A 13678-nucleotide genomic window follows, 5' to 3' on the forward strand; every position below is an offset into this window, starting at 1 on the left:
GGACATATCTCACAAGAATTCCAGCTCTCCCGACCGAAGATGGCCTCACTTCGGACATATCTCACAAGAATTCCACCGCTCCCGACCGAAGATGGCCTCACTTCGGACATATCTTACTCAAATTCCAGCTCCCCCGACCGAAGATGGCCTCACTTCGGACATATCTTACTCAAATTCCAGCTCTCCCGACCGAAGATACCCTCACTTCGGACATATCTCACAAGAATTCCACCGCTCCCGACCGAAGATGGCCTCACTTCAGACATATTCTCACTCAAATTCCGCGCCTCCCGACCGAAGTGGCCCTCACTTCAGACATATCTCACTCAAAATCTGCCGCTCCCGACCGAAGATACCCTCACTTCNCCTCACTTCGGACATATCTCACAAGAATTCCAGCTCTCCCGACCGAAGATGGCCTCACTTCGGACATATCTTACTCAAATTCCAGCTCTCCCGACCGAAGATACCCTTACTTCGGACATATCTCACTCAAAATCCGTGCCTCCCGACCGAAGATACCCTCACTTCGGACATATCTCACAAGAATTCCACCGCTCCCGACCGAAGATGGCCTCACTTCAGACATATTCTCACTCAAATTCCGCGCCTCCCGACCGAAGTGGCCCTCACTTCAGACATATCTCACTCAAAATCTGCCGCTCCCGACCGAAGATRYCCTCACTTCGGACATATCTCACTCGAATTCCGGCCCTCTCGACCGATGATGGCCTCACTTCGGACATATCTCACTCAAATTCCGCCGCTCCCGACCGAAGATGACCTCACTTCGGACATATCTCACAAGAATTCCAGCTCTCCCGACCGAAGATGGCCTCACTTCGGACATATCTYACTCAAATTCCAGCTCTCCCGACCGAAGATACCCTTACTTCGGACATATCTCACTCAAAATCCGTGCCTCCCGACCGAAGATACCCTCACTTCGGACATATCTCACAAGAATTCCACCGCTCCCGACCGAAGATGGCCTCACTTCAGACATATTCTCACTCAAATTCCAGCTCTCCCGACCGAAGATACCCTCACTTCGGACATATCTCACTCAAAATCTGCCGCTCCCGACCGAAGATACCCTCACTTCGGACATATCCCGCTCAAATTCCGCCGTTCCCGACCGAAGGTACCCTCACTTTGGACATATCTCACTCGAATTCCACCTCTCGCGACCGAAGATGGCCTCACTTCGGACATATCTTACTCAAATTCCAGCCCTCCCGACCGAAGATGCACTCACTTCAGACATATCTCACTCAAAATCTGCCGCTCCCCACCGAAGATGGCCTCACTTCGGACATATCCCGCTCAAATTCCGCCGTTCCCGACCGAAGATACCCTCACTTCGGACATATCTCACTCAAAATCTGCCGCTCCCGACCGAAGATACTCTCACTTCGGACATATCTCACTCAAATTCCAGCTCTCCCGACCGAAGATACCCTCACTTCAGACATATCTCACTCAAAATCTGCCGCTCCCGACCGAAGATACCCTCACTTCAGACATATCTCACTCAAATTCCGCGCCTCCCAACCGAAGATACCCTCACTTCGGACATATCTCACTCAAATTCCGCCGCTCCCAACCGAAGATACCCTCACTTCGGACATATCTCATAAGAATCCCTGCTCTCCCGACCGAAGGGGCAATCTCCCGCCCAAAACAACAGGCCCATTACCGCCGTTCAATTATTCTGTCTTGCCTATAAAAAGGCTGTTTTCGCATATATAGTTGCTTTCGGAAAAATCCCAAGAGCCGGATTTTTCCCCGGATACTAAGAGTTTTAACGCTAAACGGGGAAGAGCAGCTCTTTTCTTTTTAGGTTTGCCATATTTCATCCTCGTAATAGGGGGATTTTTTGAACTAAGTATCAAGTAGCAACAATGTTTACGAAAAACTCCCATGACGGCACCACCGCCACCATCTATCATAAAAAAGGCTACTATAACCATCCTCATAGTATAAGTAAGATTCAAAGTGGATAAGCTAGTAGTTTTGCCAAGCTTAATTTTGCCTTTTTTCATACAAAGAGCCTAAAAAAAGAGTCAATCTATAAAAGATTAACTCGCTAGTAAAGGTTGGATGCCTCCTCCCTTCTATCACCGGTGTTATTTAAGAATGCTTTGTAATGTTTGATCAAGGGTCTGAAATTTAAATACAAACCCTTTCCGTTCAAGCCGTTCTGGTATAACCCACCGGCTTTTAAGGACAAGTTCTGTTTCGGTTCTTATCACCCTGGAGCCGATCTCCAATATCCATTTAGGGGAAGGAAGGCCTAATGGGACATTCATTGATTTTCTTAACTCTCCCATTAACTCTTTATTACTCACAGGGTATGGCGCTGAACAATTAAATATCCCTTTGAGCTCTTTGTTATCGTTCAAAAAGAGAATGATACGATAGAGGTCTTCGATATGAATCCAACTGAATTTTTGGCTGCCCTTTCCCTGGCTGCCTCCGAGTCCGAATCTCACTAAATTTTGATAGGGTGTCATCACTCCTCCACCCTTTCCTAATACGATGGCTATTCGCAAGGCTATTTGTCTCGTATCGGGCAAGTTAAATGAAAAGAAGGCTTCCTCCCATTTCACTGCTACATCGACGGAGAATCCTGAGCCGATTTCTCCTGCCTCCTCAGTCATAGGCTTGTCCTCTGCATGCCTGTAAATAGTTGCTGTACTGGAATTCATCCAGGTCTTCGGAGGGGTGCTGCAAGCTTGGACAGCCTTTCCTAACAATGTTGTCGTCCTTATCCGGGAATTCATAATTTCTCTCTTGTTAGTCTCGTTATACCGGCAGTTCACAGATTTGCCCGCGAGGTTGATCAACAGATCTGAACCTTCTAAAGCTTCTACCATTGCTGCTTGGTCTTCCCAAGAAATATGCTGTTTTTGCCTTGAAATAATTTGTACTTCATAGTCCAATTCGGTGAACCGCGCTTTAAGATACTCTCCAATAAAACCGGTTCCTCCTGCTAACACCACTTTTTTCATCAATTTCACTCCTATCTCCTGGCACAGATTAAGCCCTTTGCCATGCTTTTCTTAGAAAGGAACAGAATCCCCTGGAGTCCTGTTATTTCGCTGTCCTTCTATTAAGTGGCTGTTTCCGCCTATATTGTTGCTTTCGGAAAAATCCCAAGAGCCGGATACCCGGATACTAAGAGTTTATTCTCTAATCCAGGAAGTACAGCTCTTTTCCTTTTCAATATTATCAGATTTCACTTTTGTTATATTGTCATTTTTTTGAATTAGGATCAAATTGCAACAAAGTTAAGAAAAGAGCCTATTAAATAAACACTCCCGGATCAAGTAAAGCATCCCTTTATTCAGCCAATTCAGTCCTCAGCAGGTGCTGTGTATTGTTGGCAGTCTTTCCTCCCAGATAGAACAGATGTTGAATTCCTTTGGTGGAGATGATTCTTTTCGCTTCATCTACATTGTTGGTGTCGGCAAGAATGAGCGGCTGATGGCGTTTCGATGCAAGCAATGCTCCTGTTAAGGCGTCAGCAAAGGTTCTGCCGGTTGCCACGTTTGCTTCCTTGATGGCTGCCGGTGCAAAATGGTTGATGATGGCTTCGCTTGTTTTATAACGATCTCCACCTGAAAGGCGGGTTTTTGAAGTATGAATCCCACTCACTAATTTTTCTGGAATTACAGAGGTTCCCCCGACTATATAAACAAGCTCTTTATTTTGAAGCTCTTCCAATGTTGCCTCTGGGAGCTGCCCCTTTTTTACTGTATCCGTTAAGAGGATGGGCATTAATTCATTTGCCGCATACGGAGCAATGGAAAGGGCATCCGGGAAATTATAACCGTACGCTACAACTGCTTTATTCGTTTCCGGCAGCTCATCCGCTATCAGTTTCGCCGTTTCAAAACGGCTGCCGCCTGCAATACGGCTGGTCTCCAGGCCCTTTTCCTTCAAGGTGTCTGCCACCTGATTTGATACAGCTGCGGTCCCGCCCAAGATAATGGCCTTTTGGGCATCCAATGCCTTAATCGTTTGAAGGACATCTTCCCGGATAGCCTTTCCCTTTTCAACAAGAAGAACCGGTGCTTCATGATAAGCTGCCAGCGGGGCGCCTGCCAGCGCATCCGGGAAATCATTTCCTTGTGCGATGACCACTGTGTCTGCCCCATCTTGCCAGCCTTCCAGCGCAATTTCATTCGCAGTCTCATAACGATCCAAGCCATTGATTCTCGTCACCACCGGCACCAATGCAGCCGAAGACAAATAGCCCGTGCGGTTCGTTCCATCCAGGACCTTCACTTTGTAACGTGTTCCATGGTTTGGAATGATATAAGACTGATCAGGCTGGTTAAAAGGCGCAAACTCTCTCAAAACATAATCCAGATAGTGAGTGTCTTCCAGTATTTCCACTTCACTATCGAAGGACACACGTTCAATCTTCTCTGCCTCACTTTTAAAAGGTGAATCTATTAGTAAATCCAGGTCCCATCCATCGTTTTTTACTCTTGCGATATCTCCCTTTTCAAACAGGTATTTGGAGTAGGTAAAAGAATAATCTTTAAGTGAAAACTCCATAGTGTTAAAAATAAGGCTGCCTCCGTTAACGGAAAAGTCCTCTTCTTTGAATGGAAGTGAATACAGAGTTGGTTTTTCCGGAGTTAGAAGGCCATCATTATGGAGGGCCATAAGCTTGTAAATATCACTCTGATACGATTTACCATTTGGATACGCATTCCCCTCAATCATTTCAATTGGATAATTCCCCGCGCTCACCCCATCATAAGCTAGAATCACAAAGTACCAATGCTCTAAAATCTGTCGATTGGCCCCCTTGAATCGCGGAAGCTCACCATTCAACCCTCTCTCCCATCTCTCATTAAGAAGCTCAATAGCAGCATCCGTATTATAGGCATCATCTGTTTCTAATCTTTCCTCATCAAATCTTTCTTTATCATGGATTCCGAATAGACCGATGCCTTCATCGTCAGGCTGGTGATCCTGTATCCACTTCTCCTGGTAAGCAATCGCTTTCAAGATCTCCGGTGGAATATTCGCCAGCATCGCCTTCTCTGTCAGCATCTGGTTAATGGCTAGTTCCCCTTCAGCCGGCTCTGCAGCCTGGAGCACATCAGTGCCAGAAAAAAATACAATAATTGCTAAAAGTGCAGGTAAAAATTTTTTAATCATCTCTCTTCCCCTTTTCTTCTTTTATCACACCCTACTATTCTACCAAATCTAGGGAGAAAGCGGCAGTAGAGTCCGGAACTTTAGGTACTGATTTTGAAGAACCCCCAATAAACCCGCCAATGTAAATTCTTTTTGCTTTTTTTGTAAATTTACATTTTACTAGATTTCCATATAGTAGAATATCCAAGATATCTCATAATCTGGAGGAGAAGTAGATGATACAGATACGGCATTTGATTAAAGCTTATTCAGTCGAAAAAAGCGATGTCAACATTTTGGACATTCCCTATTTAGATATAGAACAAGGTGAACAGGCGGCTGTCACAGGTCCCAGCGGCTCGGGCAAAAGTACACTTCTGCATATTATCGGCGGGGTCATTCAGGCTACAAGCGGAAAAGTGATCGTCAATGGGACCACTATAAGTGAACTGCCACAGGCAAAACAGGATTTCTTCCGAAAGAACTACGTCGGGTATGTATTCCAGGATTTTCACCTGATCGCAAGCCTGACAGCAGAAGAAAACATCAGGCTGGTGTTGGACAATATGCCGAAAGCCAAGCAGAAGCAGTTGATCTCCTCATGGTTTGAGAGAGTCGGTCTAAAAGGCAAGGAACACCGCTACCCTTCACAGCTGTCAAGAGGCCAGCTGCAGCGAGTAGCCATCATCAGGGCATTGATCAATGAGCCGTTGATTGTACTTGCGGACGAACCGACAGGAAGCCTTGATTACGATACTGCCCATCAAATCATGAACCTTCTATTAAAATTGTGCCAGGAACTCAGTCAAACCCTGCTTTGCGTCACACATGACAGAGAATTAGCTTCCTGGTTCCCTAAGAACCTGACCATGCCTGAACTGAATCAATCCTTGCAAAGAGGAGGAAAGACCGCATGAATCTCTTTACACTTTCCTGGAAAAATCTCCTTCATCGAAAAACACTGACAATCCTTACGGTACTCGCCGTCTCAGTCGCCACTGCGCTTATCGTTTTCATTTTTTTAGTAAATGATGGCCTTTCCAAAAATGTCGGAAAAGGATACGGGCCTTTTCAAGGAGTCGTGGGGGCAGAAGGAAGCGCCTCACAGCTGATCTTGAACACCTTTTACCATGTCGGGGCACCAACAGGAAATATTGATTATGAATTATATGAAGAATTAGCAGAGAACCGTTTTGTCGACATGGCCATTCCCATGACCCGCGGCGACAGTTACAAAGGTTCCCCTATTGTTGGAGTGCCTTCTGATTACTTAAGCATCCGCTACCCTGAAGCAGTTCTGCAGGATGGCACGATTTATAAAAGTGCTGGAGAAGTTGTCGCCGGCAGTTATGCAGCCGAACAGCTTGGGTTGAAAGTCGGAGATGAATTTCATGGTGAACATGGAGTCACGGAAACTGCAGGTGCTCATGAGGAGTTTACGTTTAAAATAGCAGGCATCCTGCCAAAGCTCGGCACACCTGATGATAAAGCTTTATTCACTACCTTGGATACAGCCTGGCTTGTCCATGAAGACCACGCGGAGGAAGAAGCACAATCCGGAGCCGAAGCTGAACATCATGAAGGTGAAATAACCGCGATTCTTATCAAGCCGAAAGGGATTATGGACGTGGCGGTCATCAAAGCTAACTACGATGAACTGGACGGTGTCCAAGTTGCCTACAGCGGAAAAGAGACAGCGAATATCCTTTCCATTGTGGATACGGGAGCCGGACTGGTGAAAGTAATTGCTTTTGCAACCGTCCTTGTTGCCGCCATTTCCATCCTCTTATCACTATCTGCGATGGCAGCAGAACGAAAAAAAGACATCGGCCTTCTGCGTTTGATTGGAAAACCGAAAAGCTACATTATGGCAGGCATGATGGCCGAAGCTAATCTTTTAACGATCAGCGGGATTTTGCTGGGTATTTTGCTGGGCCATGCCGGAACTTACTTCCTGCAGGATCTGATTTTTTCCTACGCAGGAATCAATCTGGCACCTTTTACACCAATCCTTGCAGAAGTATATCTATTACTTGGCGGCATACTTCTTTGCACAGCGGTTACCCTTGTCCCTGCCATCCGTTCCTACCGTGTAGACCCGGTCCAATTATTCCAAACTTAATGAGGTGTGCAAAATGAAGAAATTTTTATCCATACTTTTAACGGCAAGCTTGCTGACAGCCTGCAATTCAGGAGACAGCGCACAGGAAGGCCAGTCCCTGAAAGAAATGGTCTCTGAGGAAGCCACTGCTGCTTCAGCTGAAACCGAGATCGATCAATCCACCGAGCAGACTGTGCAATCGGAAGTAAAAGAGGAAAGTGTTGAAGTAGAGAATGATACTACTCAAACCGAAACAGCCCCAAGTGACACTGTAAAAGAAGATCCTATCAAACCTGATACCAGCGGTTCCATTCCAGTTATTACTTGGCAGGACTTCTTCGATGACAGCAGCCAGTCCGAACCGTCCGAAAAGCTAAAGGCCCTTAACGGCCAAAAGGTCAAAATCACCGGTTTCATGGGCGATGCTTTGGACTTTAAAGGCGGCTGGTTCCTTATGATCGAAACAGACGGCGGTGACTGTCCCTTCTGTTCGGCCGATGAATCCTATTGGAATAAGGTCATGGTCATTTTTGCAAAGAACAAAAACTATTTGAGAAATATTCCCGGCGGTGTCGAGGCAGAAGGAATTCTGGATGTCGGGATCAAGGAAGATGAAACAGGATATAACACGATGTTTCGCCTGTATGATGCTGAGTTCAGAAGTGCAGACTGACCAATTAGAAAGACTTTGGCTTACCTAGGAAGCCACCGAAAAGGTCCATATAAAAACTTATGAAGGCAGAATCGTTCACCACAATGAGCGATTCTGTCTTTTTTACTTTGATTATATGAAAAACTGTTGATTTCCGTTCCAAGTTCACGACCTCCCCGGCTGTGCTTGTATAAAAAGTGGAAGCACTCTGGTCAGCGCCGACAGGCAAATGTTCCGCCTCGAAAAAAAGGTGTTTTTTCCTTTTGCTCGAGGCGGGTTATTTGATCCCGAGGGACTGGGCGCTGGAACTAGACGCCCGCTAGTCCTTCAGGAGATCGTGCATCAGCGTTGAGATAAAAGAATGCTATATACTATTAAAACCAACTTAATGCTTCCTTTTTCAGAATAAAGGTCAGCCTTGTCTTTGTTAATCAAGAAGATTTTTCAGCGGACTCCTATTGTGACTCGAGTCTTATAGATCGGGACCTCTTCATATTTGTGTACCGGTATTTGTGATGAGATGTGTGTGAAGTCAGCACCCCTTCATACTGAACTGGGGAAATCCGGAGAGTTGTGTCTAAAGTCAAGGGTTCTTCATACATAAACAGCGAGTAATCCGACAAAACGTGTATGAAGTCACGATTTTCATACATGGGGGGGAACGCGCGAAGAAATTTGTAATTTGTCACATATCGTCAAACTTAACCAATTATTTACATAGTCTTTAAATCTATTAATTCTTCCTTAACATTGAAAGTTTACTATAAACTGGTAGAACAAAATTAGGAGGGAATACAATGGGAAGAATAAGCAAGAAGATTCTTAAGAGAGCTATGAAAGTGGCGGCTGCGACTACTATTGCAGCAACTGGGTTAGCGGGACTGCATATGGAGAACGAGGTATCAGCAGAAACGGCTTCCACGCCTAAATCCGGTGTCAAGAACGTCATTATGGTTATCGCTGATGGAGCAGGAATCCCTTACTACTCAGCTAACCGCTACATGAATGACAACCCTGAAACAAAAGATATGGAGCCTACAGTATTCGACCCATACTTCGTCGGACTGCAAACAACTTATGCACATGATCCTGATGAAAATGTAACTGATTCTGCATCTGCTGCAACTGCTATGGCAACTGGATACAAAACATATAATGCCGGTATCGGTGTAGATGAAAATGGAAAATCTGTTAAAACCGTTTTAGAGCAGGCTAAGGAAGACGGCATGGCTACAGGGCTTGTGGCCACTTCTGAAATCACGCACGCAACACCTGCAGCCTACGCGGCACACGAACTAAGCCGCCGTGACATGGATAACATTGCTGATGATTACTATAATGAAATGATCAACGGAGAACATAAGGTAGACGTACTGCTTGGAGGCGGACTGAAAAACTTCGATCCTGCAGCAGGACGCAAGAATGAAGGCAACCTGGTTGATAAATTCCAAAAAGACGGATACAGCTTTGTTGATAATAAAGCCGATCTTCTAAAGGATGACAACGAGCAGATATTGGGATTATTCGCGAGTGGCGGACTTCCTAAAGCAATCGATCGTACTGATTCCATTCCTTCACTTGAAGACATGTCAAAAGCAGCCATCGATCGTTTAAGCAAGGATGAAGATGGATTCTTCTTAATGGTTGAAGCCAGCCAGATCGATTGGGCCGGACATGATAATGATATCGTTGCCGCAATGAGTGAAATGGATGAATATGCAAAAACATTCGAATATATCATGGACTGGGCAGAGGAAGACGGCGAAACGCTTGTCATCGCTACTGCTGACCACAGCACAGGCGGCCTTTCCATGGGTGCTGGTCCTGGATACAACTTCCATGTTGATCCAATCAAAGCGTTCAAAAAATCTCCTGACTTCATCGCTGCTGAAATTGCCGGCGGAGCGGATGTTGAGGCAACACTAAAAAAACACATTGACCTGGACTTGTCTCCAGAAGAAATTCAATCTGTAAAAGATGCAAAAGGCGGATCTGCAATAGATGCAGCTGTTGAGAAAATCGCTGACAACCGTTCTATGGCAGGCTGGACGACTGGCGGACACACAGGTGAAGAAGTCCCTGTATTGGCTTACGGCCCCCGTTCAGAGGAAGTGTTTGGAATGATCGATAACACCAAACATGCTGAAGTAATTTTTGATATCCTTGCAGACAACCAGGATGTTAATGTTACAAAGTTAATCGGTTCTGATCGTGTAGAGACAGCTGTAAAAGTATCAAATGAACTTTACCCTGTGGGCTTTGCCAAGGATAAAGCAGACAAAACAGTCGTGCTTGCTACTGGCGAAAACTTTGCTGACGCTCTTTCTGCAGGACCGCTGGCTGCAAAACACGGAAATGCTCCAATCTTGTTAAACAGAGGAAAGAATTTAGATCCTGCTGTGACAGCCGAACTTGAAAGACTGGGTGCTGAAAAAGTCGTAATCCTTGGCGGTACCGCGGCCATCTCTGCTGATATCCATACAGCTCTTAAAGACGATTACACTGTGACACGCATCTCTGGCGACACACGTTTTGAAACAAATGAAAAGATCAACAAAGAATTAGGCAGCGTTGAGGGAGTATTTGTTACTTCAGGCCATAACTTTGCGGATGCTTTAGCAGCTGCACCAATTGCTTCTGCCAACAACTGGGCAATCGTTTTAACGGATAAAGACGCAATGGATACCAGCACTTTTGCTTACCTAAAAGGAAAAGATGTTGTGGTAACCGGCGGAACAGCTGCAGTCAGCAACTCCGTTTATAATAAAATCAAAACAGAAAGCAAATCAATCAAACGAATCTCTGGCGATGACCGTTATGAAACCCTTGCTAGCCTGAACACTGAATTCGCATCTGCTATGGAATCCCATACTTTAGTAGTTACTACAGGCCTTGACTTCCCGGATGCTCTTACCGCTTCTGCCCTGTCTGTAAATACCAAAGCACCATTAATCCTTGTAGGACAAGACATGGATTCAAGTGTTAATCAATTCATCGAGACTTACAAAAAAGAAAACAACGTCACAGAAGCGATCATCGTGGGCGGCTCTGTTGACGAAAGCAAGCTTGAGAGCATTACAAAGTAAATAACAGTACAATCCATTATTACTTTTTAAAAGGCTGACTTCTCCGAGTCAGCCTTTTTTTAATCTTTCATTAGCACAATTGTTTCGAAAGAAAGGTAACCTTTCTCAATCGCCTTCTATCATTTCAACTACCTTTTCCCTTCTTTCCATAGAAAGGTTTGTAAAGTTTTGCTAAAATTTCATCTCGTCTATAGTACCGGGTAATATTTCATACCCAGAACATCAAAACGAGATATGCTGCCTGCCATTCTATTTATACCCTTCTCTATTAAAGAGCCTATTGCCTCATTTTTTCTGGAACTTATATATTTTCTATGTGCCCATGGGCTTGCTTTCCCTCAATATAGTGAAGGTATTTACAAATTATTAACTTGTTAAAATATACTACTCTGTACTATCCTTTCCATTAGAGCAGCACTATGAAACTCTTTTTTTACAGAGAAATATCTCCCTTGCCAAAGCGGCAGGCGGCATTCGGAATAAGATGGTCCAACAGTATGCTTTACTTTACTAGCACACTAACCCTATCCAGATATTAACATCTTTTCATTTTCAAATGAAAACAGGTGTTGGTATATAAAATTACATACAGGAGGCATTTCTATGTTGAAGAAATTGATAATGTTTGTTTTTGCCCTGCTTATCTCGTTTGCCGCTTTACAATTTGACCTGCAGACCGCTTCGGCGTTTCTGTCTGGAACACCATCCAAGTCTGCGGCTCAATCTCAGTTGAACTCACTAACGGTGAAGTCTGAAAGCTCCATGTCCGGTTACTCCCGCGAAAAATTCCCGCACTGGAGCAGCCAAGGCGGCGGCTGTGATACCCGCCAGCTAGTGCTTCAGCGTGATGCTGATTACTACAGCGGCAATTGTCCTGTCACATCCGGCAAATGGTACAGCTACTATGACGGGGTGACTGTCTACTCTCCATCCGAGCTGGACATCGATCATATGGTCCCTCTAGCTGAAGCATGGCGTTCAGGTGCCAGCAGCTGGACAACAGACAAGCGCGAGGATTTCGCCAACGACCTCAGCGGCCCGCGTCTGATTGCCGTAACTGCCAGCTCCAACCGATCCAAAGGTGACCAAGATCCTTCAACGTGGAAGCCAACCCGCTACAGTGCCCATTGCGGATACGCCAAGTGGTGGATCAATACGAAGTACGAATGGAACCTGAGCCTGCAATCGTCTGAAAAGTCTGCGCTGCAAACTATGCTCAACACATGTCACTACTAAACTATTATGGCTGCAGGATTTTGCTGGCACCATTCACACCTAATCATTTTTAAGACAGGAGGAGGCAATTCTTTGGATAAGAAGTCGACCATCTTTACCGCAACCCACGGAGTCATGACCTCTGAAGTTGGCGTGATCAGCGGAGAACTCGAACTGAGAACCACCTGTGATGACAACGGCATGCTCACACTCGCCATAACGTATGTTGATGCTGATGAATGGTACACATTGCCTGGCGAAGACTACAAGCTTCATGACCTTCGTGACCATGAAGTCGTCCACCGGATGCTCGCCAAAGTGCTGGAACGCCCTTAACAAAATCGGGTACCCTCTTGAATTCCCCGGCGTATGGTTTATGCCGGGGGATTTATTGTAAGCAAATAGAAGATGAGCAAACAGCAGCTTTTAGACTCAGGCTGTAAACCCGCAGGAAATCACCCTCGTTCAAGACCTTCAAGAAACATCACAAGAACCGTCCCTCAGCAGCACCATTCAGCCTTGTGGCGACACTGGTCCAGCAATGCCAAGAAACAAAGGTCTCGCCATACTCTTCTTGCTGGCAAGATGCTTCTCCCCTTCCTGCTTCCATTTCTCAAGCTTTTTCAAAAATTCGTCCGACTTATCAAGCTGGTCCCTGTTAGCGCTGGATCGCGTCTCCTCCGGTACACCAACTTTTCCCCTGGACCTGGTCAGGATCGCTTTTTCAAAATATAAAAACGAATGGATTTTCTTACCGGGGTTCTTTTGGTGGTACTGATCCAGAATCTCCTTCATCCAGACGATGAGCTCAGAACTCTCCACATCAAGATGGCAAACTCTTTTAATGCCTCTGATTTGTTTCTGGGAAATCGATGAACCGGATTGCCGCAGCTTTAAAAACGCATTCGTGACTTCCTGGATTTTGTCCTGCAATGGACTGTTTAGTTCCAGGGAGTCTTCCATCGACTCTTGATCTTTGATCTCTTTTTCTTTTTTTTCTTTTCTATCTTTCTTAAGTTCTTCTTGTTCTGCCGCAGTGGTTTCCCCATATTCCTCCAGCTGATTGGAGGCCGTTCTGTCGTTTTCTCGGAAAAAAAATTCATCACGTTCGTCCTGTAAAATCGTGAACAAGGTGCCATACTTCGTTTCCTCTGTTTTAATAAACTTTAAATTTACAAGGCGGTCAATACTGCGCTTGATTGTACCCGAAGATGGCACCTTTATATTGCCGTTGGCGACATAAAATAAGTCCTCCGTGAGCAATGAATACGATCGCAGATACTGCCCGCTCTCCACTTTCACTTCATTTTTCCAAACAGGGCCTTTTTCTACAGCTCTTGCCGCAATCAGCAGATAGAGCCGCAGCGTCAATGGCTCACACCAAATTCTTTCCACAACCTTCTGCTCCACAAAAACACTTCCATTCGTCATATCCACTTACCTCCTATGTTTTGTACTCACCTA

General features: G+C 45.3%; 10 protein-coding genes. 6 read left to right on the forward strand and 4 right to left on the reverse strand.

What is annotated here, in order from left to right; translation table 11 throughout:
- Positions 1-1709: 1709 nt before the first annotated feature.
- The 3 genes from FZC78_RS07400 to FZC78_RS07410 form a co-directional block, all read right to left on the reverse strand.
- A complete protein-coding gene (locus FZC78_RS07400) occupies positions 1710-2045 on the reverse strand; it encodes a hypothetical protein (RefSeq protein ID WP_148939011.1) in 336 nt (111 codons plus the stop codon).
- A gap of 84 nt (positions 2046-2129) precedes the next feature.
- Positions 2130-3014: a TIGR01777 family oxidoreductase gene (locus FZC78_RS07405; protein ID WP_148939012.1), complete on the reverse strand. Its 885-nt coding sequence runs from the start codon at positions 3012-3014 to the stop codon at positions 2130-2132.
- 331 nt (positions 3015-3345) lie between these two features.
- Entirely contained in the window at positions 3346-5181 is a 1836-nt protein-coding gene (locus FZC78_RS07410; protein ID WP_148939013.1) for a cell wall-binding repeat-containing protein, read from the reverse strand.
- A 215-nt stretch (positions 5182-5396) separates the two neighbouring features.
- Here FZC78_RS07410 and FZC78_RS07415 point away from each other — a divergent pair, with 215 nt between their 5' ends.
- From FZC78_RS07415 to FZC78_RS07440, 6 genes are all read left to right on the forward strand, one after another.
- Positions 5397-6077, forward strand: a complete 681-nt coding sequence (locus tag FZC78_RS07415; protein ID WP_148939014.1) for an ABC transporter ATP-binding protein — start codon at positions 5397-5399, stop codon at positions 6075-6077.
- Complete coding sequence (locus FZC78_RS07420; RefSeq protein ID WP_148939015.1) at positions 6074-7282, forward strand: ABC transporter permease; 1209 nt, start codon at positions 6074-6076, stop codon at positions 7280-7282. Before FZC78_RS07415 ends, FZC78_RS07420 begins: the two co-directional genes overlap by 4 nt.
- 13 nt (positions 7283-7295) lie before the next feature.
- A complete protein-coding gene (locus FZC78_RS07425; protein WP_148939016.1) occupies positions 7296-7934 on the forward strand; it encodes a hypothetical protein in 639 nt (212 codons plus the stop codon).
- A gap of 776 nt (positions 7935-8710) precedes the next feature.
- Complete coding sequence (locus tag FZC78_RS24730; protein ID WP_148939017.1) at positions 8711-10999, forward strand: alkaline phosphatase; 2289 nt, start codon at positions 8711-8713, stop codon at positions 10997-10999.
- A gap of 603 nt (positions 11000-11602) precedes the next feature.
- Positions 11603-12235 (forward strand): HNH endonuclease family protein, encoded by a 633-nt coding sequence (locus FZC78_RS07435; RefSeq protein ID WP_148939018.1) that lies wholly within the window; start codon positions 11603-11605, stop codon positions 12233-12235.
- 72 nt (positions 12236-12307) lie between these two features.
- A complete protein-coding gene (locus FZC78_RS07440) occupies positions 12308-12550 on the forward strand; it encodes a hypothetical protein (RefSeq protein WP_148939019.1) in 243 nt (80 codons plus the stop codon).
- Between the two features lie 177 nt (positions 12551-12727).
- Here FZC78_RS07440 and FZC78_RS07445 read toward each other — a convergent pair whose 3' ends face one another.
- Positions 12728-13645 carry a DNA helicase gene (locus FZC78_RS07445; protein ID WP_148939020.1) on the reverse strand — a complete coding sequence of 306 codons (918 nt, stop codon included), beginning with the start codon at positions 13643-13645 and terminating at the stop codon, positions 12728-12730.
- Between the last annotated feature and the right edge of the window lie 33 nt (positions 13646-13678).

This window comes from Rossellomorea vietnamensis (assembly GCF_008180415.1).
Lineage (GTDB): Bacteria > Bacillota > Bacilli > Bacillales > Bacillaceae_B > Rossellomorea > Rossellomorea vietnamensis_C.